General features: G+C 42.2%; 25 protein-coding genes. 17 read left to right on the top strand and 8 right to left on the bottom strand.

What is annotated here, in order from left to right; all coding sequences use genetic code 11:
- Positions 1–131: 131 nt before the first annotated feature.
- The 10 genes from N521_RS11400 (at position 132) to N521_RS11355 (ending at position 13529) form a co-directional block, all read left to right on the top strand.
- Positions 132–857: a GTP cyclohydrolase II gene (locus tag N521_RS11400; RefSeq protein WP_017360404.1), complete on the top strand. Its 726-nt coding sequence runs from the start codon at positions 132–134 to the stop codon at positions 855–857.
- A 32-nt stretch (positions 858–889) separates the two neighbouring features.
- A complete protein-coding gene (locus N521_RS11395; RefSeq protein ID WP_024718589.1) occupies positions 890–1693 on the top strand; it encodes a formylglycine-generating enzyme family protein in 804 nt (267 codons plus the stop codon).
- Positions 1694–1697: 4 nt separating this feature from the next.
- Positions 1698–3455 carry a WD40 repeat domain-containing protein gene (locus N521_RS11390; protein WP_035391378.1) on the top strand — a complete coding sequence of 586 codons (1758 nt, stop codon included), beginning with the start codon at positions 1698–1700 and terminating at the stop codon, positions 3453–3455.
- Between the two features lie 281 nt (positions 3456–3736).
- Positions 3737–4819, top strand: coding sequence for a bifunctional diaminohydroxyphosphoribosylaminopyrimidine deaminase/5-amino-6-(5-phosphoribosylamino)uracil reductase RibD (ribD, locus tag N521_RS11385; RefSeq protein ID WP_035391375.1), 1083 nt, complete (start codon positions 3737–3739; stop codon positions 4817–4819).
- Between the two features lie 116 nt (positions 4820–4935).
- The gene (locus tag N521_RS11380; protein WP_081832192.1) at positions 4936–6807 is read left to right on the top strand and encodes an exosporium glycoprotein BclB-related protein; all 1872 of its coding nucleotides are present in this window, start codon (positions 4936–4938) and stop codon (positions 6805–6807) included.
- Between the two features lie 141 nt (positions 6808–6948).
- The gene (locus tag N521_RS11375; protein ID WP_035391373.1) at positions 6949–8544 is read left to right on the top strand and encodes a sensor histidine kinase; all 1596 of its coding nucleotides are present in this window, start codon (positions 6949–6951) and stop codon (positions 8542–8544) included.
- A 3-nt stretch (positions 8545–8547) separates the two neighbouring features.
- A complete protein-coding gene (locus N521_RS11370) occupies positions 8548–9246 on the top strand; it encodes a response regulator (RefSeq protein WP_025206910.1) in 699 nt (232 codons plus the stop codon).
- Positions 9247–9248: 2 nt separating this feature from the next.
- Positions 9249–10226, top strand: a complete 978-nt coding sequence (locus tag N521_RS11365; protein WP_025206911.1) for a tripartite tricarboxylate transporter substrate-binding protein — start codon at positions 9249–9251, stop codon at positions 10224–10226.
- Between the two features lie 191 nt (positions 10227–10417).
- The gene (locus N521_RS11360; protein ID WP_008341779.1) at positions 10418–11716 is read left to right on the top strand and encodes an Mg(2+)/citrate complex secondary transporter CitM; all 1299 of its coding nucleotides are present in this window, start codon (positions 10418–10420) and stop codon (positions 11714–11716) included.
- A 181-nt stretch (positions 11717–11897) separates the two neighbouring features.
- A complete protein-coding gene (locus tag N521_RS11355) occupies positions 11898–13529 on the top strand; it encodes a M14 family metallopeptidase (RefSeq protein ID WP_035391370.1) in 1632 nt (543 codons plus the stop codon).
- 72 nt (positions 13530–13601) lie between these two features.
- Here N521_RS11355 and N521_RS11350 read toward each other — a convergent pair whose 3' ends face one another.
- A complete protein-coding gene (locus tag N521_RS11350) occupies positions 13602–14087 on the bottom strand; it encodes a phenolic acid decarboxylase (protein ID WP_008341777.1) in 486 nt (161 codons plus the stop codon).
- A 113-nt stretch (positions 14088–14200) separates the two neighbouring features.
- Here N521_RS11350 and N521_RS11345 point away from each other — a divergent pair, with 113 nt between their 5' ends.
- The 3 genes from N521_RS11345 to N521_RS11335 all read left to right on the top strand — a co-directional run bounded on the left by N521_RS11345 (position 14201) and on the right by N521_RS11335 (position 16495).
- Complete coding sequence (locus tag N521_RS11345; RefSeq protein ID WP_019743519.1) at positions 14201–14758, top strand: PadR family transcriptional regulator; 558 nt, start codon at positions 14201–14203, stop codon at positions 14756–14758.
- A 104-nt stretch (positions 14759–14862) separates the two neighbouring features.
- Positions 14863–15969, top strand: a complete 1107-nt coding sequence (locus N521_RS11340; RefSeq protein ID WP_035391368.1) for a nitric oxide synthase oxygenase — start codon at positions 14863–14865, stop codon at positions 15967–15969.
- 100 nt (positions 15970–16069) lie between these two features.
- Entirely contained in the window at positions 16070–16495 is a 426-nt protein-coding gene (locus tag N521_RS11335) for a hypothetical protein (protein WP_017366807.1), read from the top strand.
- A 14-nt stretch (positions 16496–16509) separates the two neighbouring features.
- On the opposite strand, the gene N521_RS11330 is transcribed toward N521_RS11335, so the two are convergent.
- On the bottom strand, positions 16510–16782 hold the full coding sequence (locus N521_RS11330) for an acylphosphatase (protein WP_035391366.1): 273 nt from the start codon (positions 16780–16782) through the stop codon (positions 16510–16512).
- A gap of 122 nt (positions 16783–16904) precedes the next feature.
- Here N521_RS11330 and N521_RS11325 point away from each other — a divergent pair, with 122 nt between their 5' ends.
- Positions 16905–17555, top strand: a complete 651-nt coding sequence (locus tag N521_RS11325) for an MOSC domain-containing protein (protein WP_035391364.1) — start codon at positions 16905–16907, stop codon at positions 17553–17555.
- A gap of 41 nt (positions 17556–17596) precedes the next feature.
- Here the strand turns inward: N521_RS11325 and N521_RS19270 are convergent, their stop codons facing one another.
- The 3 genes from N521_RS19270 to map all read right to left on the bottom strand — a co-directional run bounded on the left by N521_RS19270 (position 17597) and on the right by map (position 18910).
- Complete coding sequence (locus tag N521_RS19270) at positions 17597–17734, bottom strand: YflJ family protein (RefSeq protein WP_008341771.1); 138 nt, start codon at positions 17732–17734, stop codon at positions 17597–17599.
- A 134-nt stretch (positions 17735–17868) separates the two neighbouring features.
- Positions 17869–18030: a hypothetical protein gene (locus N521_RS19680; RefSeq protein WP_017366810.1), complete on the bottom strand. Its 162-nt coding sequence runs from the start codon at positions 18028–18030 to the stop codon at positions 17869–17871.
- Between the two features lie 130 nt (positions 18031–18160).
- Positions 18161–18910 carry a type I methionyl aminopeptidase gene (gene map, locus N521_RS11320; RefSeq protein ID WP_008341769.1) on the bottom strand — a complete coding sequence of 250 codons (750 nt, stop codon included), beginning with the start codon at positions 18908–18910 and terminating at the stop codon, positions 18161–18163.
- 190 nt (positions 18911–19100) lie between these two features.
- Between map and nagE the strand changes: the two genes are divergently transcribed.
- Entirely contained in the window at positions 19101–20462 is a 1362-nt protein-coding gene (nagE, locus tag N521_RS11315; protein WP_035391362.1) for an N-acetylglucosamine-specific PTS transporter subunit IIBC, read from the top strand.
- 18 nt (positions 20463–20480) lie between these two features.
- On the opposite strand, the gene N521_RS11310 is transcribed toward nagE, so the two are convergent.
- Complete coding sequence (locus tag N521_RS11310) at positions 20481–21239, bottom strand: DUF817 domain-containing protein (protein WP_035391361.1); 759 nt, start codon at positions 21237–21239, stop codon at positions 20481–20483.
- 194 nt (positions 21240–21433) lie between these two features.
- Between N521_RS11310 and N521_RS11305 the strand changes: the two genes are divergently transcribed.
- Positions 21434–21937 (top strand): DoxX family protein, encoded by a 504-nt coding sequence (locus N521_RS11305; RefSeq protein WP_035391360.1) that lies wholly within the window; start codon positions 21434–21436, stop codon positions 21935–21937.
- 42 nt (positions 21938–21979) lie between these two features.
- Here the strand turns inward: N521_RS11305 and N521_RS11300 are convergent, their stop codons facing one another.
- Together N521_RS11300 and N521_RS11295 are read right to left on the bottom strand one after the other, a co-directional pair.
- The gene (locus N521_RS11300) at positions 21980–22567 is read right to left on the bottom strand and encodes a YjgB family protein (RefSeq protein ID WP_035391517.1); all 588 of its coding nucleotides are present in this window, start codon (positions 22565–22567) and stop codon (positions 21980–21982) included.
- Positions 22568–22668: 101 nt separating this feature from the next.
- Positions 22669–24651, bottom strand: coding sequence for a lipoteichoic acid synthase (locus tag N521_RS11295; RefSeq protein ID WP_017358781.1), 1983 nt, complete (start codon positions 24649–24651; stop codon positions 22669–22671).
- A 578-nt stretch (positions 24652–25229) separates the two neighbouring features.
- Here N521_RS11295 and N521_RS11290 point away from each other — a divergent pair.
- Entirely contained in the window at positions 25230–26888 is a 1659-nt protein-coding gene (locus N521_RS11290; RefSeq protein WP_007496575.1) for a pyridoxal phosphate-dependent decarboxylase family protein, read from the top strand.
- The last annotated feature ends 27 nt before the right edge of the window (positions 26889–26915 follow it).

Here is a 26915-nt window from a genome sequence, read left to right as displayed (position 1 = left end):
AATTTCTCCTGAGCCATGATTCTAGCTGGAACCGGTGCTCAGGATGCAAAGGGAGTGCATACACATATTCATCACGCCATCACTGCGCTGAGAGAGTTCAATGGGGTGCAGTGATGAATAGGGGGAGACAAATGAACAAGTTTGTAGCTGAACTACAATCAATGATTCATCATTTTACATTTCAAGAAAAACACTATTTGCTCGTGGGGCCAGTGAACCTGCCGATCTCTATTGAACATGAAGAAGTGCAGTTTACATGGTATGCCTTTGCGTCTGTAGAAGCTGATACAACGCCAACGGTTGAGTCTATTGTACAAATGAGTACCGAGCAGCAAACATTTTCCTCTTGTCTCCTTTTTGGCGACTTTGAAAATGAAGTGCCGCCGCTTGTGCGAATTCATAGTGTCTGCCAAACAGGGGATGTGTTTGGGTCACTGAAATGTGATTGCGGTCCACAGCTTGCATCATCGCTAAAAAAAATCACCGATTACGGAAAAGGCATGCTTGTGTATATGGCCAATCAAGAAGGGCGCTCTATTGGGTTAATGGCCAAAGCCTTCACGTATAAATTACAGGAAATGAAACTAGATACATTTGAGGCGAACAGGTTGATCGGCTGCGGAGATGATGATCGGCATTACGAGGAAGCAGCGGCTGTCTTGCACTATTTAAACAAAGGGAAACCATTGCATCTCTTAACCAATAATCCAGATAAAGTCGATTCCATTGCTGCTTACGGTCTTCCGGTTTTACGGTTTGATCATACGGTAGAAGCCTCTCTCTATAATGAAGCATATTTAAAGGCAAAAGCAGCATCAGGGCATATGGTCGATGAGAAGAAATTAATTAATCAGTAGATGAGTTTATTTAAAGAAGGCGGGAGAAAAGCGTGAAACCTGATATCAATTGGATTCAAATCCCAAGCGGCTATGCGACGATTGGAAGTAATGAAGAAGATATGAAAAAGGCATCAGAATTTTGGAAGGACAAACTTCTGAATCCAGCCTATGGCCGTGAGAAAAAATTTCAAAAATGGTTGTACAAAGAATTTCCATCTTATCAGCCGTATATGAGCGAATTTTTCATTTCAGATACGGTCGTCACAAATGAATGGTATCAAAGCTATTGCGACGAGACAGGAAAGCCTTATCCAGAGAGCTTGACGAACCTAGAACTTGGCGGGGGAAAAGACCATCCAGCTTGGGGCATGGACATCGAGGAAGCTTTCTCATTTTGTCAGTGGCTGAGCGGGAAGCTTGGATATGAGGTATCGATCCCTACTGAGGAAGAATGGGAATATGCTGCCCGGGGCAATACGAGACATCAATATCCTTGGGGAGATGAGTTTGACCCCTCTTATTGTAATACGCACGAATCAAATATTGAAAAAACGACACCTGTCCGTCATTACGAAAAAGGAAGATCTCTATTTGGACTATATGATATGGGTGGCAATGTCGAAGAATGGGTCAACACCAAGTATCACATATATGAAGGCGGAATTGAGGTTGTAGATGATTTAACCGAGACACTCGGCAGTGATTACTACATTTTAAAAGGTGGCTCCTTCGCAAGAGGCGGAGATTTATGCAGAGTCGCAAGAAGACACGGGAAACACCCAGACCCTGTTTTTCGATTTACTGGTTTTCGTGTAGTTACTCGTCAAAAACAACATATAAAGGTGGGAGTGTAAAACCATGCATAGAGGACCGATTACATCCGTTTTATCAACTCAGCATGACCAAATTGTCTACACAGGTGGCTATGACCGCTGTATTTATAAATGGGACCGTGCCACGGGAGAAGGAACATTTATTGGCAGTCACGAGCATATCATCAACTCTTTATCCCTTTCGGAAAATGGAACGTATTTAGCGAGTGCATCGTCAGACTATACCATTCAATTATATGATACTAGCACACATACAAGAATTCGTACGCTATATGGTCATGCGGATGATGTGGAAGCTGTCGCATTTGCAAAACAGGATACGCTTCTTGTATCGGTGTCCAGAGACAGAAGATGCTTAGTTTGGGATATTGAAACGGGAGCCATTTTAAGAGAATTTCATGGACATAGCAAGGATGTATTAGCTGTATGGATTCATGAGGATAAAGCTTATACAACTGGTGACGATGGCTATGTCCTTGTATGGCTCTATGAAACAGGAGAAATTGTAGGTGAAATTGGCCCGTTTGATTATGAGCTGGATACCATCAGCGGCAGCAATCAAAAAGAAGTATTCGCCCTTGGCAGAGATGATGGCACAGTTATCATTTATGATGCCGCTACATTACAGGAGAAAAAAATCATTAAAGCTCATTTACAAGGTGTGAAACGTGTGAATTTTTCACCGAGCGGTAACTACTTGCTTACAGCGGGTTATGACCATCTAATTAAGCTGTGGAATTATGAAACCGGTGATTTAATTGATACGTTGCTGCCTCATAAATATCAATGGGAGCGCTCGCTTGTTTGGACAGAAGACGAGCAAGCCATTTTAGGAGCCAGCTTTGGGAAAACGTATTGTGAATGGTCCATTCAAGAAGGAAAAGTGATCTCTGATGAGCAGGAATTGGCGACACCTTCTATTAATGATATTGCGTTGACTGAAGCGGGTGATATTATCACTGCATCAGATGACGGAAAATTCAGAAAGAATGGAATCGAAATCGCAAAATCAACAGGTGTTCTCACAAATGGAGTGGCTGTTGCACGGGATGGAAGCTATTATGCATGGGGCGATCATGCGAGTCAGGTGCATATTGTACACGAGTCATTGCAGCAAATGGTCTCTTTTGATCTCAACACAGGTCCTGTCAATAGTGTGTATTTCCATGAGGAGGATCGTCAATTTTATATTGGCACTTATGGCGGTTATGTGCATGTCATTTCGACAGAACACTTAAAGGAAATCGGCCGTTCTAAAGCACATGATTGCGCAGTCAAAGCATTAAAGGTAGAAGGAGATCATATCATCACAGCGGCAGTTGAAGGAACCATCTGTCTTCTCGATAAAAAGAGTTTGTCCTTAACAGCAGAATATATCGGGGCGACAGAGCTGTTAAATGATGTATTTATTGATAGCAAAAGAGATCGTATTGCCATTGTCAGCCGTGATAAAAACGTCCGATTGTTTGATTTGCATACAGGCAGAATTTTAAATCAGCACAACGAGCATCAATATTCCATTAAATCCATCACTGTGACAGACTCTGGCTATATTGTGAGCGGAGACTATTGGGGGTATATTGTGGTCTGGAATCCAGAGCTAGATGTCAATACAGGTCCGATTCGAATTGCTAAGAATGGTATTAGTGCCATTAGACAACTAGGAAATGATGTGTATGCAAGCTCATATGACGGTGGTATTTATCATATTCGAGAAGATGGCACACATACGGAAGTACTGCGCTTATTTGAACAATTTCCGAAAGAAGTAATCTCTCATTAAGAAAAAGAATGTAAGCGGGGGATTCTCATGATAAGTGTTTGCAAGGAACATATGAAAAAAGGTCTGACTGTACTCAATTGTCCGCATGTGCTCCTCATTAATAAATATGAATGTCGCAAATGCTGTTTTTGTAAACAACGAGCATCATATAAACTGTTTTATTCCTTGCCTTACTATGATCGATCTGAAAAGAAACGGCTTGAGAAAGTATAGCACATGAGAATAGAACTCCTTCATTTTCTGAAGGAGTTCTTTCCCTTGAGAGAAGAAAGGAGCCCGAGATGAAAGACGATGTTTTTTATATGAAGCTGGCGATTGCCAACGCGAAGGCGATGAAAGGACAAACCTCACCCAATCCGCTTGTTGGTGCAGTGATTGTTCAGAGCGGTGAGATTGTTGGGATTGGTGCGCACATGAAGGCTGGCGAGCCTCATGCTGAAATTCATGCTCTACAAATGGCAGGAGAAAAGGCGAAGGGAGCTGACATGTATGTGACACTCGAACCTTGTACACATCACGGAAAAACAGGCCCTTGCACCGAAGCGATCATTAGCAGTGGTGTGAAGAAAGTGTTGATTGCCACTCAAGATCCGAATCCGGTTGTTGCAGGAAAAGGAATTGCCTTTTTGAAAAAGGCTGGAATTGAAGTGGAGCAAGGTATATGTAAACACGAAGCAGATCGTTTAAATGCTCCTTTTTTTCATTTGATGCAAACAAACCTTCCTTATGTCATCTTAAAATCAGCTATTTCGATAGATGGGAAAATTGCCACGGCTGATCAAGAAAGCAAATGGATCACTGGAATAGAAGCGAGAACAGAAGTGCAGCGCTTACGTCAAGAAGTAGATGCGGTGCTGACAGGAGTGGAAACGATTATTCAAGATGATGCCGGCTTAATTGTAAAGGATTCATTCAACCATCAGCCCATTCGTGTCATTTTAGATTCAACATTAAGGATACCGCTTCATGCCAAATGCTTAACAGATCATAGGGCAGAAACCATAATTTGTACATCACAAGATTATGATCATCAAAAGTATCAACAGTTGATACAAAAAGGTCATCAAGTATTTGTCACAAGCGGAGAACACCGGACAGATCTTCAGGATGTGTTACACCTGTTGAAGAAGCGCTCTGTGATGTCAGTGCTTGTAGAGGCAGGGGGCAGTGTGAGTGCGTCATTTTTAAAAGCATCACTTGTGAACGAAGCTGTTATCTATATGGCACCTTTATTAATCGGAGGGAAAGATGCACCTACTTTTTTTGAAGGAGAAGGTGTGAAAAAACTAAAAAAGGCGATCCGTCCAGCGGATATTGAATATAGTATGGTAGGAAAAGATTTAAAAATGACGATGACATTTTAACGATGGAGAGAGGTCCTTGCACGCAGAGTGCAAGACCTTTCAAATTTTTTGATAAAAATAAAATTGTACATACACCTTTATCGATCATGATGAATACGATGGATGGGGGTGATTCTATGAGAAAATGTAGACAATGCGGAAAGATATACCCAACTCATTCGACAGACCACTACCAAAAAGGAAGCTGGTATGATGCGTATAAGGATGATGGCTGGGAATGTGATAGTTGTAAGAAAGGTAAATCAGACAAACCAAGGAAACCAGTAAAAAATCCATGCTGTGGAAAAGATCCTTGTGTGTGTGTCATTCAAGGACCGCCAGGGGGAAGAGGAAGGAGAGGCCCAGCAGGTCCGGCGGGTCCAGTGGGTCCAGTAGGCCCAGCGGGTCCAGCCGGCCCGGCAGGTCCACAAGGCCCAACAGGCGTTGGGTTAACAGGGATTGTAGCATTTGATCCAGCGGTAGCCCCGGCGTATCCAGTAGGTCAAGTGGTGACATATGATGGCAGTACGTATGTGGTAAATTCAGCACCACCAACAGGTACGCCTGATACATCGCCGGATTATACGCTTTTAGCAGCTGCGGGCGCAACAGGTACAGGACCAACAGGTGTCACCGGAGATCCAGGTCCGACGGGTGCAACAGGAGCCACTGGTGTAGGTCTAACTGGAGTCGTTCCTTTTGATGCGGCAGCGGCACCAGGATATCCATTGGGTCAAGTAGTGACATATGAAGGTGGAACGTATCTTGCAAACACAGCATCACCAACGGGTACACCGGATACATCACCAGATTATACGCTTCTAGCCGCTGCGGGTGCGACAGGAGATACGGGTGCAACCGGAGCAACAGGAACAGGAGCAACAGGAGATACAGGCGCAACTGGAGCGACCGGAGCCACAGGAGATACGGGTGCCACAGGAGCAACAGGAACAGGAGCGACTGGCGCTACTGGAGATACAGGCGCAACCGGAGCGACCGGAGCCACAGGAGATACGGGTGCCACAGGGGCAACAGGAACAGGAGCGACCGGCGCTACTGGAGATACAGGTGCTACTGGAGCGACCGGAGCCACAGGAGATACGGGTGCCACGGGAGCAACAGGAACAGGAGCGACTGGCGCTACTGGAGATACAGGCGCAACCGGAGTAGGGTTAGCTGGTATTTTGGCATTTGACCCAGCAACAGCTCCAACCTATCCAGTAGGTCAAGTGGTGACATATGAAGGTGGAACTTATGTCGTAAATACAGCACCACCAACTGGCACACCAGATACGTCTCCAGATTACACGTTATTGGCAGCCGCAGGTGTGACAGGCGCCACGGGAGCAACCGGTGCCACCGGAGATACAGGTCCGACAGGAGCAACCGGAGTCACAGGCGCCACAGGTGTAACAGGAGATACGGGTGCAACAGGGGCTACAGGAACAGGTGCCACGGGCGCAACCGGTGCAACAGGCGCCACAGGTGCGACAGGATCAAGTGCGATTATTCCATTTGCATCTGGTACGCCAGCTGTTTTAACCACAATCGCAGGCGGTCTAGTTGGAACATCTAGCTTGGTCGGATTCGGTAACTCGGCGACAGGTGTCAGTATTGTAGGCGGAATCATTGATTTAACCGGAGCAGCAGGAACATTGTTAAACATGGCATTCTCCGTTCCAAGAGCTGGAACCATTACGTCATTTGCCGGCTATTTTAGCACGACTGCAGCCCTTTCTCTAGTTGGCACAAATATTACTGTGACGGCTAGTCTGTTTGCTTCACCAACACCAGATAACAGCTTCACTCAAGTAGCGAGCGTTACATTGGCACCGGCGTTAACCGGTATTTTAACGATAGGGGCTATTTCAAACGGTATCGCTACTGGTTTAAGTGTACCAGTCACACCGCAAACAAGATTGCTTGTCGTATTCTCGGCAACAGCTACTGGTCTTTCCTTAGTGAATACTGTAGCAGGCTATGCAAGTGCTGGTTTATCCATCACGTAATAGGCACACAGGGATGACTCAATACTGAGTCATCCTTTTTTGTCTGTGTGAATTTTCTCTTAACTTCATGAGAAAAAATGATATGATTTTCTTAGAGTCTATTCGGGTGAATCTACTGAATTAGGGGTTGTGGCGGTGAGGATGGGCAAAAGGAAAGTCACTTTACAAACAAAAATTTTGGGGTTAATTATTGGTCTTTTACTTGTTGTTATTGCCTTATTGACCATTTGTTTTGGTTTTTTGCAGACATCAGAAAGGCAGAGCCAAGCTGAACAGCTGGCGGTGCAAACTGCTAGAACGATATCTTATATGCCGCCTATTAAAACATCGGTGGCCACGGGAGATTCGCAAAATGAAGAACAGGCTGTGCTTGAGCAAATGAAGGAGCAAGTAAGAGCGCATGCCATTTTTATCACCAATCAAAAAGGAAAGGTTCTTTTTCATACGAATCATGAGGATGTAGGGAAAACCATCAGTGTGTCGGAAGGAAGAAGTACACTGCTATTTGGAGGAACTTCCATATCAATGGGTGATTCTGATGGTGAAACCGTTGTCAGAGGAAGTGCTCCGATTATGAAAGAAACTGGCAGTCATGAAGAAATTATTGGGACCGTCAGCGTCGAATTTTTAAAAAGAGATATCGATCAAGCGACAGCTCATCAACTCTTCAAATTAAGTTATATTGCCCTTCTTGTGCTCTTGCCTGGGGTTTTTGGAGCGATTTTTTTAACAAGGAGTATTCGAAAAGATATATTAGGGCTTGAACCGCATGAAATTGCTTCATTATATCGAGAAAGAGAAGCGATGCTGCATGCGATTAAAGAGGGAATCATTGCATTTGACCGTAAAGGTGCCATTACGATGATGAATACGTCAGCTGAACAGATGCTACGCGTCTCTTCAACGCTGCCTCTTCATATTGATCAAGTGTTGCCAAATGCCAATCTTCTTTCCTATCTAAAGGTAGAGACGATTGAACCTAACATAGAATCAGTCGTCAATGATAAAACCTTCGTGCTAAATGTCAAAAAAGTGGTGCAGGACAATCGAGTATTTGGAGGAATTGTGAGCTTCAGGGAGAAAACCGAGCTGACAAAGCTGCTGGATACATTGACAGAGGTCAGTCAATATTCAGAAGACCTTAGAGCACAAACACACGAATTTTCGAATAAGCTGTACGCTATTTTAGGCTTGCTTGAGTTGAAACAAGTGGATGAAGCCATTGAGTTAATTAAAGAAGAGTATACACTTCAAAATCGCCAGCATGATTTACTCATGAAGCAAATTCGCTCTCCGAAGATACAAGCCATTTTACTTGGGAAGTTAGGAAAGGCATCTGAGAAAAAGGTCCATTTTCACATTGATGAAAATAGTTCATTGGAGCCGCTCCCAGCCCATTTGAGTTTATCTCACTTTATTACCATCATTGGCAATCTCGTAGATAATGCGTTTGAGGCTGTATTGAATAAGGAGACAAGAGAAGTCAGCTTGTTCATCACAGATATTGGATTTGATATTATCATAGAGGTATCTGATTCAGGGGACGGTGTAGATGAAGGAGCCATTTCACAACTTTTCACAAGAGGACATTCATCAAAGGGAGAAGGGCGAGGTTATGGACTTGCCAATGTCAAAGAAGTGCTAGATGAACTTGGGGGCTGGATTGAAGTTGCGAACCAAAAAGAAGGTGGTGCCATCTTCACTGTTTACATACCGAAAGGCACAAAGGGGGAATAGGTTGTGATCAAGGTACTCATTGCGGAAGATGATTTTCGAATCGCTGCGATTCATGAATCTTATATACAAAAGGTACAAGGCTTTCAAGTGGCCGGCAAGGCAAAGAGTGCAAAGGATCTGTGGGAGGCACTTCAAAAAGAACAAGTGGATCTCATTTTACTTGATGTCTACATGCCTGATGAGCTCGGCACGAACCTTTTGCCGCTGTTAAGAGAGCGCCATCCTGAAGTGGATGTGATCATTATCACGGCTGCAACGGAAACGATGCTGTTAAGAGACGCCCTGCATTATGGAGTCGTTCATTATTTAATCAAACCAGTGACCGCCCAAAAATTCACGCAGGTGTTAACCGAATATAAAGAGAAGAGAGAGTTAATCAATTCAAAAGAGGAAGTCAATCAAACGATGATTGATCTGTTTTTTGGTCAAATACAGGAAGAATCGCAACAAAAGGATGAGCGAGACTTGCCAACAGGCATTAATTCACTGACTTTGGACAAAGTGAAAACATTCATGGCAGCAGAGATGAACGGAATTACAGCAGAAGAACTCGGAGAAAAAATGGGCGCATCACGCACAACAGCAAGACGATACGTAGAGTATCTTGTGACAACGGGAGAATGCCGGGCAGAGCTGGCATATGGAATCATTGGTAGACCAGAACGAAAATATTATCCCGCCAAAAAACAAACGGAGTCATAAAAATGAAAAAAGGAATACTCTTACTCATTTTGGTCTGTCTTTGTACAACGCTCACCTTTAATGAAAAAACAGCAAAAGATTCTTTCCTGGAGCACAGCCCATTATATATTGTGGTATCAGGTGTACCTGATGGCGGATTTGACCAAACGGCTCAAGTGATGAAAACCGTACTAGAACAAGAAAAGCTAGTGGAAGAGCCTGTGCATATTCTTTATCAAAGAGGCGGAACGGTTGATAAAGGCTGGACCTATATGATGGAGCGAGATGCCAATTATATCAGTTTAAATTCAAGCTTATTATTAAGCCGTAATTTGCTGGGCAGCAGTAACGTGACCATGAATGATTTTACCCCGCTCGCTATTCTTGCGGAAGAGTGGCAGGTAGTCGCAGTGCCAGTTGATTCTCCTTTCTCAAATGGAAAAGAGCTATTACACGCACTAAAAAAGAAACCGGATTCCTTAAAAATTGGGTTTGCCCCGGACTTTGGAAATGATGATCAAATCTCATTCGCACGGGCTGCCGAAATGGCAGGGATAGATCCGTACCGCATTCAGTTTTTAAAATTTGACAGTGCAGATGATTTATTTCAAGCACTCATTGACCATGAGGTAGATGCGGCGACTACAACCATTACAGAAGTTCGCCATGATTATGAAAAGAAAAGGTTGAAGCTCGTTGCAACCACAACGAATCAGCGTTTAGAAGGATTCAAAGACGTGCCCACTTGGAAAGAACAAGGGATTCCGCTCATCTTCTCTCATTGGCGTGGTGTGATGGGACCAAAGCAAATGAATCAGCACGACATTCGAGCATGGGATCAGCTTCTTCAAAAAATGACGCAAACGAAGTCATGGAAAAAGCAGTTAAAACAAAAAGGCTGGACAGGCCGTTATATGAATAGTAAAGAAGCAAAGGTCTATATGGAAGATCAATTAAGGCGTTATGAGCAATTTATACAAGGAGAAAAAGCGGTCAAATGAGACCGCTTTTTTTCATGGAACCAACAAACAACAACAATTGCACAAAATGAACAAAAAGCATTTATCGACCAAAAAAGAATTAAAATTCATAATATTTACTTCAATTAAGGCGTCAGATATCATGACAGAAAGGGTTGGAAATGGGATACCAACATTTAATGAAAGCGTATACAACATAAGGGGTGAACGAAATGTTAGCGATCTTAGGATTTCTTATGATGATTGTATTTATGGTTTTAATTATGACGAAACGTATGTCTGTTTTAACGGCATTGGTATTAACACCGATTGCATTTGCTCTTATTGCAGGTTTTCATTTTACAGAAATTTCAGACATGATTGTCAAAGGTGTACAGCAAGTTGCACCAACGGCGGTCATGATCATGTTTGCCATTTTGTACTTCGGGATTATGATTGATGCAGGTTTATTCGATCCAATGGTGGCGAAAATTTTAAAGATCGTCAAAGGCGATCCATTAAAAATTGTTGTCGGAACAGCCGTTCTGACGATGCTTGTCGCACTTGACGGTGATGGAACCACAACGTACATGATTACAACAACAGCCATGCTTCCACTATTTACACTGCTTGGCATTCGTCCGATTATTTTAGCGGGTATTGCCGGAGTCGGCATGGGGATTATGAATACGATTCCATGGGGAGGGGCAACACCTAGAGCGGCAAGTGCACTTGGCGTTGATCCATCACTTTTATTTGGCCCGATGATTCCAGTCATTGGTGCAGGGGTTTTGAGCATGATTGTGGTGGCATACTTTCTTGGGAAGTCTGAAAGAAAACGTCTTGGTGTTATTGAGCTCGAACAGCCGATTCATGCAAATGAAATGGCAGCAGCGCTGCAAGATGATATTAAGCGACCGAAACTTTGGTGGTTTAACCTGACACTGACTTTGCTTTTGGTTCTCTTGCTTGTGTCTGGAAAAGTAAGCTTAACGGTTCTGTTTGTTCTTGCCTTCTGTGTCGCCATTATCGTGAACTATCCGAATTTAGAGCAGCAGCGTGAGCGGATTGCGGCTCACTCAACCAACGTCTTAGCGATTGCTTCCATGATCTTTGCAGCAGGTGTTTTTACAGGTATCTTAACTGGGACGAAAATGGTTGATGAAATGGCGATTTCGATTGTTTCAGCTATTCCAGAGCAGCTTGGCGGGTTTATTCCAGTCATTGTCGCGCTAACGAGCGGGATCTTCACTTTCTTTATGCCAAATGATGCATACTTTTATGGGGTACTGCCGATCCTATCAGAAACAGCGGCAGCGTACGGTGTCGATAAAATTGAGATTGCGAGAGCATCTATCATTGGTCAGCCGATTCATATGTTAAGCCCACTTGTTCCATCGACTCATTTACTTGTGGGACTCGTTGGGGTATCACTAGATCAGCATCAGAAATTTGGCATGAAATGGGCGGTTCTTGCAGTCGTCGCCATGACAGTGATGGCGGTTCTAATTGGGGCCATTTCGATCTGGTAATGAGAAGAGTGTCTGCTGCTCATGCAGGCGCTCTTTTTTAGGTCCTATTGCAGGGCAACATCCATTCATTTGCCCTATATAAAGACATGCATGATTCCTCCAAAAGATATATTTTTGAAAAATGCTGACACTTTTGCTGTTTTTTTCTTTATAATGCAAATCAACGAAGGGAGAGGATAGCATGTCCAAACAGAAAAGTACCATTCTTTTTGCTGCTATATGCCTCATGGCAGGAAGTTTGTCGATGGTGACACCAGCTTCAGCGAATGCAGAGACCCCTTATTATGGAAAAAGCTATGAGCAGCCAGCCACGGTTCAAAAACTGTATCCTGAGCCTGACGAAACGTTTGATACCCCTGCCTTTCAGAAAAAAGGAGAAGCATTTACCACACAAGAAGAGCTTCAAGATTTTTTACGTGACATTGTCAGTAAAAGTCCTTACGCCACGCAGAAACAGATTGGAACATCCATTGAAGGCAGGTCCATTCCAGCCCTCTATTTTACAAAGGACCGCCACATCTCTCCACTGTCAAAAAAGCCAACGATCTGGCTTCAAGCACAAATACACGGAAATGAACCAGCCTCCGGTGAATCTGCCCTTGTCATCGCCAAACGACTAGCAGGTGATGAAGGAGAGCGTATACTGAGCCATGTCAACGTCATCATTGTTCCAAGAATCAATCCAGATGGTTCTTATGCATTTGACCGCAGGCTTGCAAACGGAATGGATGGCAACCGTGACCACATGACACTAGAATCTCCAGAGCTGACAGCCCTACATCAAGAATTTAATCGCTTTGCGCCCGAGGTCGTCATCGATGCCCATGAATATGATGTCGGTCAAAAGCAGTTTGAAGACATCGGTGCATCAGGTGCTCTCAAGTATCACGATTTGCTGATATTATCCGGTAAGAATTTGAACATTCCTGAAAGCATTCGTTTCACGTCAAATGAATTGTACGTCAACGGAGTGCGTGAAGCATTGACGAATAAAGGATTTTCCAACGATTTATATTATACAAACACAAGAGGGAAGGACGGAAAAATCGATCTTTATGAAGGCGGAACTGATGCACGAATTGGCCGAAATGCCCTAGCGCTTTCACCAGCTTTATCCTTTCTCGTAGAAAGCAGAGGGATTGGAATTGGCAGAGAGGACTTTACCCGGCGCGTGGCAGCACAAGTCACCACTCATGAAAAAATCATTGAGACAACAGTGAAGCATGCTAAGCAGGTGAAGCAGCAAATGGTGACGGAGCGGCTGAAACTTGTGAAAAAAGGTCTTCAACCAAACGATGATGATCAAGTAGTCATTCAAGATGCTTTCAAGGCGCCTGTGAACGATTCACTTGAAATGGTGGATATTGAGAAAGGACAAACCACCAATGTCCCGGTACGTTTTCATAGTGCAAGTGATGCGGTTCCTGTCTTAACAAGAGAACGGCCGACAGCTTATCTCATTCTCCCAGGACATGAAGGAGTAGATAGAAAGCTCAGGACTTTAGGGTTAAAAAGTGTGACACTTCCTGTTGGCATGAAAGTACCTGTACAAGCCTATCAGGTAACAAAACGAGTGGAAGCAAGCAAAACAGATATTCAGCTTGAAACGAGACTCGTTGAAAAGAAACGTCAACTGCCAAAAGGAACAAAGGTATATGTGACGGCACAGCCAGAGACCAATTTGTTGTCACTTGCCCTTGAACCAGAATCAAAAGACAGTTATATGTCATCAGGTTTTATTGCATCAAAAGTAGGCGATGAACTACCAGTTTACCGATTCTTGTTATCTCAAAAGACGTTAGGTATGAAATAAAAAGGACTAAAATCAAGTTCATTTTAGTCCTTTGTCAACCATCTAGAAGCGGCACAGTGCGTGCCGCTTTTTCTATTTTCGTCCAGCTCTGATCTCATCGGTCATGCCTTCATACGGTGCTTCTGCGATAATCGTTTCATCGTTTACCCCAGCATGGTGGATGTACGTAATGTCTGCGAATTCTGGTACGACATACTTCGGATAGGTTTCATATTTTTCACGGGATTCTTTCATGAGGTCGATATAGTCATTTTGATAGCAAACGGTGATATCTGGACGTTCATGCACCCATTTTGGGAAGAAAATGACCCCATGCATGCGTTTCTCCTCAGGCATAAAGTTTAAAGACACGTCTGTCCCAGTCGGTTCCGTCCAGGAAACTTTGTATACCCCTTTTGTCAGCTTCACAATATTCACTTCTTGATCACGAACCCAGCGGCCTCCAACCATTCCGCTATGAATGCGGTAATCAATGGTGTGATCATTTTTAATGTAAATCTCATATTCCCAGCCATTTTCATACGTATAAATCATATGAAGTCCAACGAATTGATCCATGTTTATTCCTTCTTTCAATTAAAATGATGTTGTTTCAAACATGTCATGATTTACATGTTTATTTTAGGGTGTATGGTATACTATTGTCAAAGAATATGCGTTGGAGGCATGTCATGAGAGTACTGAAATATGCCATTCTTGGCTTACTAGATCAGCGTGAGCTGACGGGATACGATATGAAGAAACACTTTGAAGATTCCCTTGGACAGTTTTGGAGTGCGAAGCATAGTCAAATATACCCTGAATTAAAGCGGCTAACAGAAGAGGGTTTTATTGAATTTGATATTCACATACAAGGAAAGAAGCTAGAGAAGAAGGTTTATCAAATCACTGATGCAGGAAAAAGAGAACTGCATGAGTGGTTAAGGAAAAAAGGCCCGATTCCAGACACAACAAAAGATGAATTTATGTTAAAAACGTTCTTTATCTCATCTATGGATCAAAAAGAAGCGGTCGGTCTCTTCTCACATCAGCTGCAGGAGCGAACAAAGAAAGTGGAGATGCTTGAACAGAAACTGAATATTTTAACAGAAGAAGATCCATCTGCCCAATCACTGCATTCAACACAATTCGGGCATTATTTAGTACTGACAAGAGCAATCGAAAGGGAAAAAGGGTATGTTCGCTGGCTCCAAAAGACCCTTGAAGTCATTGATTCATCCATTGTCTAAGGACAATCGTCGCACGATATGATAAAAAATGGTTTGAAACAAGTGAATTTATCAATAGAAACCGCTACAATGGATATATTCGTATTAAAGTGAGGCGAGTATGTTTGAGTAACCAAGAAGCGTTGTGGAATGAAGCAGAAGCTTTTATTTCTGTATGCTATGAAGAATTAGGCAAGTCAAATGAAGAAAAAGCAGCACGTCTGCATGAAATAAAACAAGAAATTGAGTCTGACGGCATGTATACTCATACGCAGGAAGAATTAGCTCACGGGGCAAAAATGGCATGGCGCAACAGCAACCGGTGCATTGGGCGCTTGTTTTGGTCAACACTGCATGTGCATGACTGCCGGCACGTGACAACAGAAGATGAGGTGAAAGAGGCACTCTTTCATCATATTGAGTATGCGACAAATGGAGGTAAAATCAAACCGTCCATTACCATCTTCCCACCAGAGAATAAGGGACGGAAGGAAGTCGTTATTTATAATCATCAGCTCGTTCGTTATGCGGGATATGAGTCGGAATATGGCATCATTGGGGACGAGGCATCACTTGAATTAACCAAGTTGTGTGAAGCGCATGGCTGGAAAGGCGAAGGCACGCATTTTGACCTTCTGCCACTGATGTTTCAGCTAAAAGATCAGCCGCCGGTTCTGTATGATCTTCCGAAAGAGATTGTTCAAGAGGTAGAGATCACTCATCCTGAATATGATGAATTCGGTGATTTAGGACTGAAATGGTATGCTGTTCCGATTATTGCTGATATGAAATTAGAAATTGGTGGCATTCATTACAATGCGGCACCGTTTAATGGATGGTATATGGGAACAGAAATTGGCGCACGAAATCTAGCTGACGAAAACCGCTACAATATGTTGAAAAAAGTCGCTTCTATTTTAGGGCTCGATACAACAAAAAATTCGTCACTTTGGAAAGACAAAGCCATTGTCGAATTGAATGTCGCGGTTCTGCACTCTTATCGCGAGGCAGGGGTAACCATTGTAGATCACCATACAGCAGCCCATCAATTCAAGCAGTTTGAAAAACAGGAAGAAAAGGCTGACCGTAAGCTGACTGGTGATTGGACATGGCTGATTCCGCCAGTATCACCAGCTGCTACGCATATCTTCCATCGTCACTATGACAATACGATCGTGAAACCGAATTATTTTTATCAGGAAAAACCCTACCACGGGACGGAAAGAGCCTAGCGAAAAGCTAGGTTTTTTTGTATGAAATGAGTCTTTTGAATGTTGTTTGATTTGGAAAATGATGGTTTAATGGCGATGAAATCAAAAAGGGGGAATATAGATGAAAAAAATGACATTGCTCATATTTTTGGCTGTATTCAGTTTCAACGGATTTCTACCACTAGGTGATGAAAGAGCTAAAGCAACGACTGGAGCAATGGTTCAGAATGACATCGATTTAAAGGTGACAACCGATCGTTCAACTTATACTTCGCTTCATCCTCAGGTCAACGTCAACATGACCGCAACAACAAATGAAACACTTTATTATACAGCTGCTGTTCGAAAACTTACTTTCCCAGTGACACCAGTCTTTACACACGAAGGGTCTATCTCTGGACAAAACGCTTTTGCAGCACCTACTCGTTTATTACTTCCTAACAGTGGATCAGCCAACTATGATGTTCATGTGAGTCTCTACAAAGATGCTTCACGTACAACCTTGATTGGTTATTATGTTGCAAACCCATTTACTGTTGTGAAATAAAGGATACACATCAACTATCCTTTAATCCGAAAGTCTTGATAATGGGCGAACTTGGTGAGCGGCTCCATGTCCAAATGTGTGACTTTTGAAAAAGGACTACCTTTACGGACGGTCTCTAAAAAGTCAAACACCTCCTGCTGCTCTCCTTCTACTTTTAACTCCACGTGACCCTCATCTGTGTTGCGTACCCAGCCTTTTATCCCTCGATTGACGGCTTCTCCTTGAACAAAATAACGAAAACCGACTCCTTGAACTCGTCCTTTTACAATAGCGTGATAATGAACCAATGTCATCTCTCCTTTTTTCTCATCGTACCATAACCTGTCTCGTTCCTTCACGTACCGACTATGATTTGACTGTCAAACCATGTAAAATAAAAGCAATCAGACAATCAAAGGAGATGGCGAGAGTGGGGCAGACAAGGTACGACATCGAAGGAATTCAAGTAGGACAACCTATCACCACCTATGTGAATGGTAAAGAAATCAAAACAGCCATCAACAAAAAGCGTATTCACAAGCCTGTCTATTTGAGTCAGCTCAATTTTGGTGGAGACGGACAAGGTGATTTGGTTCATCATGGAGGTTATGATAAAGCCGTTTGCGTCTTTCCATATGATCACTATACTTATTTTGAGCAATTTTTAGGGGTGCCGTTACAGGAGGCAGCCTTCGGTGAGAACGTGACCGTGCATCAGCTTGTAGAGACAGAAGTCCGTATTGGAGATGTATTTCAGTTTGGGGAAGCGATTGTTGAGGTCAGCCAGCCAAGACAGCCATGTGTGAAGCTCTCTCTTAAGCATGGAAACATGAAGCTTGTGAAGGAAGTGCAGCAAACGGGATATACCGGTTTTTATTTGCGTGTGCTGAAAGAAGGAATGGTCTCTCCTGATGAAGCTCTTGTGTTAGTCGAAAAAGCGCCCCATTCCATCACAGTCCACGAAGTCAATGAAGTCAAATACCGTCAAGTAGATCAAAACAGGCTGAAAGCAGTTCTTGAAGTAGATGCCTTAGCAGATGTGGTCAGGAAGTCTTTAGAAAAACGTGTTCAGCCCATATAAAAAAGCCGTACATCTGATATGGATGTACGGCTTTTCAACATTTAAGAGCTCGTTTTCTTTTGCTCAAGAAGATTTGCAAGGAAATAAGTTTTAAAGCTTTGAAGCTTTCTTCCTTCATGCTTGGTCACACCAAGCTTCTTTAATTCTTCGACATACCAGCCTTTGCTACCATAATGCATGATAGAAAACTCCTTTCAATGGAAACTGCCTGCATTGTAACATCTCAAAAAAGGACGTGAAAAGTGTGCAGGTGTTTAGAAATGAAAACTGATTCTATCTGCCTATGATCCATGTATATGCTGGAAATAATCATTTATGAATTTGGCGGGTTGAGGGTAACGATGATCATGCCGACTGTCATAATCATGATGACAATCCCGAGGTAGGTCATCATGGATTGTTTTTTCTTAATACCTACAACCGTTAAAATAATACTTTCAATAAAGAAGATAATACCGATGATGATGAACCACATATCAAATAAGACCCCTTTCGCATATCTTTGCCTATTTTACCACAGGCATTTTTGTTTAGTCGTGACAGATTCGTGAAAGGGTTTGTCTACACGCTGAAATCCCCTCCAGTGAAGGAGGGGACCCGCTTACTTACAGCTTTGTTAAAATAATCGGTTCGTCTTTTGTGATCACAATCGTATGTTCAATCTGTGCGACCAGGCTCTTATCAGGTGTTTTAAATGTCCAGCCGTCATCCGCTTGATAAATCGATTCAGCATTTGTTGAAATGAAAGGTTCAAAGGCGATCACTGTCCCATTCTTAAACAAAGCATTATCGAATGGATCATAATAGTTCAAAATATGGTTAGGTGCTTCATGCAGGCTTTTCCCAATGCCGTGTCCTGTCAAGTTCTTAATGACGGTAAATCCTTGTTCTTTCGCCGTATTGTAGACTGCACGGCCAATTTGATTTTGTCTTTTTCCGGCTTTCGCGTGCTTTAATCCTTCAAGGAATGCATCCTCTGCACACTGGCATAATGCTTCAAGACGAGCATCTCCTGTACCTAAAACGAATGAAATCCCTGTATCGGAATAATATCCATCAAGCTCTGCTGAGATATCAATATTAATGAGGTCGCCCTCTTGTAAAATGGTTTTTTCACTTGGAATGCCATGTGCGACTTCATCATTGACACTGATGCAAGTCGTACCGGGGAAATCATATTCTTTTTCAGGAGCTGAATTGGCTCCATGTTCTTCTAATATTTTTTTCCCAATCAAATCTAATTCTTTTGTAGACATGCCTGGTTTCGCTTGGCTTTTCATTTCTTCTCTTGCCAAAGCGACAATTCGGCCGACTTTTTTTAAGGCTTCTAACTCATGATCATGTTTGACAATCACTGTTCATTCCCGCTTTCTATAACTTCATTCTATTCAATAGCTTACCACATTTTACGCCAAAAGAGTAAAGGCTGAGATTCGGGTGAGATGTGGACAAATTGGTATAGATAACTAGATGTGCATATGATATATTTTTTATGAACATCATGAGAGATTTGTTCATGATGATGACGAAGGGGGGAGAAATAAGATGGTGTTTCAGTTTTTTCAAAAGTTAGGAAAATCATTTATGCTTCCAATCGCTGTGCTTCCTGCAGCGGGTATCATTTTGGCTATTGGGCGAGAAGATGTATTCAACATCCCGTTTATTCATGCTGCAGGAAATGCAATTTTTGCGAATTTGGCTTTAATTTTTGCTATGGGTGTAGCGATTGGTATTTCAAAGGACGGTAACGGGGCAGCGGCGTTATCAGGAGCGATCTCTTATTTTATTTTGTCAGCTGGTACCACGTCGATCAATTCGACCAACAATATGGGGGTATTGGGTGGTATTTTGTGCGGACTTTTGGCAGGTTACGTTTACAATAAATTTAAGGACACGAAACTGCCTGAATACTTAGGTTTCTTTAGTGGAAGACGGCTTGTGCCTATTATGACAGCACTTTTTACCATTCTATTAGCAGCCGTTTTTGGTTATGTATGGCCTCCAATTCAAAGTGTGATCAATGATTTGGGAGAGTGGATTTTAAGTCTTGGAGCAACGGGTGCCGGGCTGTTTGGCTTCTTTAACCGCTTGCTCATTCCATTAGGACTTCACCATGTGTTGAATAATCTATTTTGGTTTCAATTCGGTGAATTCAGCGGAGCGACAGGTGATTTAGCGCGGTTTTTCAAAGGAGATCCAAGTGCAGGTGTCTTTATGACTGGTTTCTTCCCAGTGATGATGTTTGGGCTGCCGGCGGCATGTCTCGCGATGGTTGTGACCGCAAAGCCTGAAAAACGAAAAGCAACAGCCGGTCTAATGATTGGAATGGCACTGACGTCATTTATTACAGGAATCACAGAACCAATTGAATTCTCATTTATGTTTTTATCTCCACTTTTATATGGTGTTCATACGATATTAACTGGTCTTTCGCTCTTTATTGTCAACACCTTAGGCATTCATAGCGGTTTCGCTTTTTCAGCCGGTGCGATTGATTACGTTTTAAGTTTTGGAATTGCGCAAAAACCCATTCTGTTACTTGTGGTTGGGGTCATCTATGGCGTGATTTACTTTGTTGTTTTCTATTTCCTGATTAAATTGTTAAAGCTAAAAACACCGGGCAGGGAAGATGATGACATCGAAGATATTTCAGGTGATGATACACATACTGCCGGAAGTATGCTCGTAGAGGGACTAGGCGGCAAAGACAATATCACCACAATTGACCATTGTGCGACCCGTCTTCGTTTAACAGTAGAAGATACCAATTTATTAAATGAAGGTACATTGAAAAAAGCAGGTGCCAAAGGGGTACTGACGTCAGGAAAAACTTCCGTACAAATCATCATTGGAACAAATGTCGAATTTGTCGCCGATGATCTTCGCAAGGAAGTCGCTCGGGACTAAAAAAAGCGTTCAGCCAGATCAAATGGGCTGAACGCTTTTTTGTTTTCGCTGTTCGATCACCAGTACAATGCTGATGACAACAAGTAAAAACCATGAACTGATTTTACCAAGATGGACGAGAGACCAAGCATGCTGCTGATTTGGATATTGCCATGCTCCTAAAAAGGTCGTGACATTTTCGGCCACCCAAATAAAAAATCCAATCAGCAAAAACGAGATAACAAGCGGCATGCGAAAGGTCGATGAACCGACCTGAAAGGAAACTGTTGTTTTTCGAAACACAACCACTAGGAGTAATGTCAGCCACCAGCGTAGATCATAAATCCAGTGATGAGTAAAGAAATTGAAGTAAATACATAAACTGATCCCAATCGAAAGATACGGATGAGGCCATGCTTTCACCTTCACGTGAAGCCGAGTCAGTGCCTGATAAATATAGCTTGCCACGCTCGCATACATAAAACCGCTATAGAGCGGAACCCCAAAAATTTTCGTATAAGCTTCTTCAGGATAGGACCATGAACCCATATGTACTTTGTAGATTTCTAAGCCTATTCCAATCACATGAAAGAGACAAATAACCTTCAACTCTGTCAGCGTCTCAAGCCGTAGCATCAGCATGAGAAGCTGTGCCATAAGGCAAAGCAGAAGAATAACATCATATCGATGAAGAAAAGGAATAGACACGACCTTTGATAGGGCAAGCACCGTAAAGATCATGACAGGAAATAGACAAGAGATGGCCTGTAAATAAGCAAAATGAAATAATGTTTTCATACAAAATGTAACCCCTTTTTACTGTCTGAAATAACTTAGACGGCCATAGCAAGGGGAAAGTTTACCTCGACTAGATATTCATGAACAATTTGTGAATATATATGTGAAAAGGATCACAAATGTATATTAAGTAGTATAATAAGATCATAAAGAAAATGTGAAATATTTCACATAATTTAAAAGGAGGCATCATCATGTTTACAAAATTCTTACAAACGAATGTATGGGCAGCGGTTATCCTTTTGGCAGCAAGACTTTATATCGGATGGACTTGGCTGACATCTGGTATTGGAAAACTAACAGGCGGATTCGATGCATCAGGATATTTGCAATTTGCCATTGCTGAACCTGTTGTGAAAGATGGACATCTTGTTTATCCGTTCTATGTCTGGTTTTTAGAAAATGTCGCGTTGCCAAATGCCGGACTCTTCAGTGCCATGGTCATGTGGGGAGAAATCTTAGTTGGTCTAGGACTAATTGTTGGATTGTTCACAACAACAGCAGCCTTTTTTGGAAGCGTGATGAATGTCTCTTTCTTACTAGCTGGAACCGTTTCTGTTAACCCGCTTCTTCTTCTGATCGCCGTCTTTATCATAGCAGCGAAAGGAAATGCCGGAAAACTTGGCCTTGATTATGTAGCAGGTCCAGTCCTTAAGCGAAAACTGAAAAAAAAGCCGCATTTAGAAGTGGCATCATAATAAAGAAAAGCATCCTGAGCGAAAACTCAGGATGCTTTTTATTTAAGAATCACTTTTTATAAGGTTGATATGCAAGACTGTTAACGAGTGCTGACTGATATCTGGATCATGTCCGACGATAAATTCGAGCTCATAATCACCGGTCTGATAAACGTATTTCTTCTCTTTTGTTTGTGGGATGGTGCTGACTGAATCTGCTGGTCCAAGCTGTTTCTTTAATAGGGAAGGAGTCATTCCTCCGATATTCGTTTCTTTTTCTACATTTGTTCCAAAATAACGGATTTCGTTAATCTTGCCTTTTTTGTCATAGTGAAAAGCAAATCCAGGGTTGCCCATTTCGGCATGATACAAATCAAAGCCGCTTTGACCCGTTTCTGGATAAGGCTGTCCTAGTTTATGCCGAACGTCTTTTTTTGTTTGAACCCCTATTTTGAGTCCTTCTGCATAGTATGGCATTTGTCCTTTATGCGCCAGCTGATAGATGCTGTTTAGCGCTGCATTCGGCCCTTGAGGAATGGACTGTTCTGCCTGCGTTTGGGTCATGGCGTGCGCTGAAATCGATGGGCTGAAAGCAAATAAGGTGGAAGAAGCGAGTGAAGCGGTCACGAGAAATGCTGCTGTTTTTTTCATGATCAATAATCCCTCCTTCTTCACCTATACCCGGTGTCATGCGGATCAAACGTAAAAAGCCCCAGCTGATCTTGGATCGGCTGGGGCCTTAAATGAGAAAGTTATTTGGAAGACGAGCTGGATTCATCTTTGGCGGAAGAGGAATCTTTTTCATCCTGTACTTTCTTTGTGTAGTCATAATCATTTCGCTCAATTGGTGTAAAGCCTTTAGGTTTGTAGAAACGGAGTAAATCTTCCGTGACAATCTTATCAGATGTCTCTAGCATCTTTTTCACCGTTTCGTTTTCTTGTGATGCCTTTTCAGTCGGCTCGATTTTTTCACCTGTTTTGTTGCTGTAATAATTGTTGCCTACTTTCGTGTAGTCCTTAGACACGAAGTCTCCATTTCTAAATGGCACAAGCTCTTTAAAGTTCTTCGATAAGATATCAGAACCAGACATTAAATAGTTCTTCGTATCATCTCCGAGCAGGTGGAGAAGGGTAGGCGCAACATCGACTTCACCAGAGTATTTATGAATCTGTCCGCCTTTTACGCCTGGCACATGGATAAAGAGCGGCACACGCATAAGCTGGGCATTTTCATAATCTCCAATTTTTTCGCCAGTCACTTTTTCCATCGCTTCATTATGGTTTTCTGAAATGCCGTAATGGTCACCGTACATAATGACGACGGTATTGTCATAGAGACCGGATTTCTTCAAGTCATTAAAGAACTGTTCAATGGCTTCATCTAAATAATGAGCAGATTGGAAGTAGTTATCAACGACGGAGTCTCCGAAGTCGCCAGGTTCAAAATCGGTATCACCTTCATCCATACCAAATGGGAAGTGGTTTGACAGCGTAATGAATTTCGAATAAAACGGCTGTTTTAGATTTTCAAGCATTGGCATGGATTCTTTGAAGAAAGGTTTGTCTTTCAATCCATAGTTCTTCGTATCTTGTTCATTCATATCGTAGTACTCAGAATCGTAAAATCTGTCATATCCAAAGGACTTAAACATTTCATTTCGGTTCCAGAACGTTTTCGTATTTCCGTGGAATTCAGCGGACGTGTATTGGTCCTTTTTCAAAATGCCAGGAAGCGCCTGATATGTGTTTTGAGCTTTGTTAATAAACACAGAGCCTTGTGATAATGGGAAAAGCCCCGTATCCATCATAAATTCCGCATCAGATGTCTTTCCTTGTCCTGTTTGATGGAAGAAGTTATCAAAATAAAACGTTTTGTTGTCATGGGCTAATGAATTGAGGAAAGGAGTGACCTCTTTTCCATTCACTTTGTAATCAATGACAAAGTTTTGCAGTGATTCAAGAGAAATTGTAATGACGTTCATGCCTTTCGCTTTCCCGTAATAAGCCGGGTTAGGATCAGCGCTGTTCGCCTTTAGATAATTCTCTACATCTGTTACGTCACTTGAATTTGCCAGGGCACGCTGGCTGTTTGATTTCACATTTTGAATGGCATCAAACACCGTAAAATTATAAGCACCCAAGTATTTGACTAAATAATTGCGGTCGAACGATCTTGATAAAAGCTCTGGGCGATCAATTTCTGCTGCGATTAAGTTGACAACAAAAATCAGAACAGAGGACACAAGAACGAGTCTAAACGATTTTGTTTTTTGAACAGGTACAGTCGCTGTACTTGTTTGCTGCTGTCTTTTCATGCGGACTGCGAGTACGATCAAGATGATGGTATCGAGAAAGTAAAACATATCAGTCCAACGCATGAGTGAAAATGCACTATCACCTAATTGTCCGCCATTCGTTCCTGCCTGCATCACTGTAGGCAGCGTGATAAAGTCATTGAAGAATCGATAGTACACGATATTTGCGTAAAGTAAAAAAGACATGAAAAAGTGAATCACAATGATAGCGGCAGGCTGCCATTTTTTCTTGAACAATAAAGCAAAGCCAAGAAAGAACAAGCTGGAGCTAATAGGATTCACAAAAAGCAAAATATGCTGAAGCACATTTGATATACCAAGTTTAAATTCGATTAAATAAGCTGTATACGTCTTGAGCCATAACAAGATGGCTGCAATTACAAAGAAGCCGAGGCCCCTTTTTTGAATAAATGTTTTCATTTAAACACTCCTTTTCTCCGTTAAACGGAAGAGGCGGAACGAAAGAAAACGAACCATTAGAATATACCATGAAATGCACAAATAGAAAAGTCATAACCGGTGAGCACCTAAGGCAACCTGTCCGAGCTAGAAATGGGAAGACATCGAAAATATTCGATCTCCGAAAAACTTTTTGTGAAATTCATCCTAATAATTACAGAAAATTCTGTAATTTTCCTGTTGCTATATCAATAAAACAGGTAAAAAGACACAAGTCTAAAGAATTAATTTGATTTCTACAATGGTGCATTTAGGCGGATTTCCAGTGTTTATTAATGTTTATGCAGGTTAAGTAAAAAAAATGAATGAATAAACCGCTGAATTGTCTGGATAATAATTCCTTCATGAAAGTATATTGATATATATTGTTGTTTCACAAACATAATGGTTTTGATGTGTATTGTAAGGGTTTTATTCTTTTTGACGGGTGAACAAATTATCTAAATATACTTAAGTGTACAGTTCGACACTATAAACTTTTGAAACGGGGTCGATATAGACAGTGACAGGAAATCTTCCATTGAAAGGATTGATAGTATATGACTGTACGAGCACAGAACCTCGTTCAGAACTGGTTTCCGAGTGAGGACGGAAATGCAGAAGAGCGGAAAGAACTCATTAAATTAATGGAACAGATCATTTCAGGGGTCGATGACCTGAAGGATCCGAACCGTGCTCACCTAAAAGGTGAAAAGAATCGCGAGGAGGACTTTTACAAAAAGCTCACTGAAACAAGTCAAATTCCGATGAACGGACAACAAGCGGAACTTGTGAATGAAGAATTACTGAAGCTTTTACATAATCATCCATACCACACGAAGTATTTCTTCACGAACATTTTGCCAATGGCAAGTACACCAGGAATTCTAGGCATGCTGACGGCTATGCTGGTTAACGGAAACAACCTTTGGGATGTGTATGGACCAGCAGGTGCGGAAGCTGAGGTCAGAGTGGTCTCAATGATGTCTAAGCTCATCGGATATGATCCAAATGTGAGCGGGGGCTACACAACATGGGGAGGTCAAGGGGCTATTTTCTCGGGGCTTCGTTTAGCGATTGCGAAAGTTGCACCGGAGTCATTACGAAAAGGCGTCCCGCAAAATCTTTATGCGTTTTGTTCTGATGCAGCACATTACAGCTTATTTAAGTCAATGGAAGCAACAGGGATTGGCACAGACAACTTAATCAGAATTAAGACGAATAAAGATCATTCGATGGATATGGAAGATTTGCGTTGTCAAATGGAACGTGTTGCCCAAAATGGCGGAATTCCCGTTTATATTGTGGCAACAACCGGAACAACAGATGCCATTGCAATTGATGATGTAAAAGGGGTGCGTGAAACGGCAGAAGCCATTGCTGAGAAGTATGGTCTCAAGGTGCCGCATATTCATGCAGATTCGGCGCTTGGTGGATTCTTTGCTTTCTTTAATGAGTATGATGTATCTGAAAACCCGCTGCAATTCTCAGACGGTGTTCTTCGTATGCTAAAAGAAATCAAAGCGAAATTCCAGCATCTTTCTCTTGCTGACACGATGTGTTTTGACTTTCAAAAACTCGGACAAACACCGTACACATCTAGTTTATTCTTAGTGAAAAACGCTGCTGACTTAAAGCGCTTGGATCTAGAAGAACAAGAAACACCATATGTTGGACATAGAGGATACGGGGAATACCATACCGGTTATACGCTTGAATGCTCAAGAATGGGAAGCTCCATCAGCATGCTAAGTGTGCTGCTAACGTTTGGAATTGAAGGATACCAGCGCTTGCTCGGTCAATTTTTAGAGGTGAACCTTGCATTTAGAGAAGCACTTCGTCAGGAAATTCCACAAGCAGAAGTCGTCAATGATGACAATGTCGGAATGGCTACATTGTTTAGAATTTACCTAGACGGCTCTCCTCGTTTTAAGGAAGAAATATCTGGAGAAGCAACTGCTATGGAAATTGAGCGCAACAATGATTTGAACAAAATCCTCTTTGAAAAGCTTGGAGAGAAAAGAGACGAAATGTTCTTTGGTGATACAACGAAGTTTTTACAAGTCAATGCCAAAGAAGGTCAAGAATTCTATCTAAGTGTGAGTAAATTTTTTGTGATTTCACCTTATACGTTACCGGAGCATATCCCTCATATCGTATCTTATTTAAAAGATGTCATTGCATCTGTTTGTGGACAATTTGAAAGTGTAGAGGCTTAAATTAAAATTGAGAGTGGAGATGTAGAA

This window comes from Bacillus sp. UNC125MFCrub1.1, assembly GCF_000701305.1.
In the GTDB taxonomy this organism is placed as follows: Bacteria; Bacillota; Bacilli; order Bacillales; family Bacillaceae; genus Bacillus; species Bacillus altitudinis.
Note: the sequence above shows the minus strand (reverse complement) of the source record. Positions and strands in the feature narration are given on the sequence as shown.

What these genes read in the sequence shown, in the direction of transcription:
- N521_RS19270 (WP_008341771.1), bottom strand. Translation starts at nt 17,734, where the DNA reads ATGCATTATGGTAGCAAAGGCTGGTATGTCGAAGAATTAAAGAAGCTT.
- N521_RS11335 (WP_017366807.1), top strand. Translation starts at nt 16,070, where the DNA reads ATGAAAAAAATGACATTGCTCATATTTTTGGCTGTATTCAGTTTCAAC.
- ribD (WP_035391375.1), top strand. Translation starts at nt 3,737, where the DNA reads ATGAAAGACGATGTTTTTTATATGAAGCTGGCGATTGCCAACGCGAAG.
- N521_RS11360 (WP_008341779.1), top strand. Translation starts at nt 10,418, where the DNA reads ATGTTAGCGATCTTAGGATTTCTTATGATGATTGTATTTATGGTTTTA.
- N521_RS11345 (WP_019743519.1), top strand. Translation starts at nt 14,201, where the DNA reads ATGAGAGTACTGAAATATGCCATTCTTGGCTTACTAGATCAGCGTGAG.
- N521_RS11300 (WP_035391517.1), bottom strand. Translation starts at nt 22,567, where the DNA reads ATGAAAAAAACAGCAGCATTTCTCGTGACCGCTTCACTCGCTTCTTCC.
- N521_RS11400 (WP_017360404.1), top strand. Translation starts at nt 132, where the DNA reads ATGAACAAGTTTGTAGCTGAACTACAATCAATGATTCATCATTTTACA.
- N521_RS11375 (WP_035391373.1), top strand. Translation starts at nt 6,949, where the DNA reads ATGGGCAAAAGGAAAGTCACTTTACAAACAAAAATTTTGGGGTTAATT.
- N521_RS11310 (WP_035391361.1), bottom strand. Translation starts at nt 21,239, where the DNA reads ATGAAAACATTATTTCATTTTGCTTATTTACAGGCCATCTCTTGTCTA.
- N521_RS11295 (WP_017358781.1), bottom strand. Translation starts at nt 24,651, where the DNA reads ATGAAAACATTTATTCAAAAAAGGGGCCTCGGCTTCTTTGTAATTGCA.
- N521_RS11380 (WP_081832192.1), top strand. Translation starts at nt 4,936, where the DNA reads ATGAGAAAATGTAGACAATGCGGAAAGATATACCCAACTCATTCGACA.
- N521_RS11355 (WP_035391370.1), top strand. Translation starts at nt 11,898, where the DNA reads ATGTCCAAACAGAAAAGTACCATTCTTTTTGCTGCTATATGCCTCATG.
- N521_RS11305 (WP_035391360.1), top strand. Translation starts at nt 21,434, where the DNA reads ATGTTTACAAAATTCTTACAAACGAATGTATGGGCAGCGGTTATCCTT.
- N521_RS11365 (WP_025206911.1), top strand. Translation starts at nt 9,249, where the DNA reads ATGAAAAAAGGAATACTCTTACTCATTTTGGTCTGTCTTTGTACAACG.
- nagE (WP_035391362.1), top strand. Translation starts at nt 19,101, where the DNA reads ATGGTGTTTCAGTTTTTTCAAAAGTTAGGAAAATCATTTATGCTTCCA.
- N521_RS11290 (WP_007496575.1), top strand. Translation starts at nt 25,230, where the DNA reads ATGACTGTACGAGCACAGAACCTCGTTCAGAACTGGTTTCCGAGTGAG.
- N521_RS19680 (WP_017366810.1), bottom strand. Translation starts at nt 18,030, where the DNA reads ATGTGGTTCATCATCATCGGTATTATCTTCTTTATTGAAAGTATTATT.
- N521_RS11390 (WP_035391378.1), top strand. Translation starts at nt 1,698, where the DNA reads ATGCATAGAGGACCGATTACATCCGTTTTATCAACTCAGCATGACCAA.
- N521_RS11350 (WP_008341777.1), bottom strand. Translation starts at nt 14,087, where the DNA reads ATGGATCAATTCGTTGGACTTCATATGATTTATACGTATGAAAATGGC.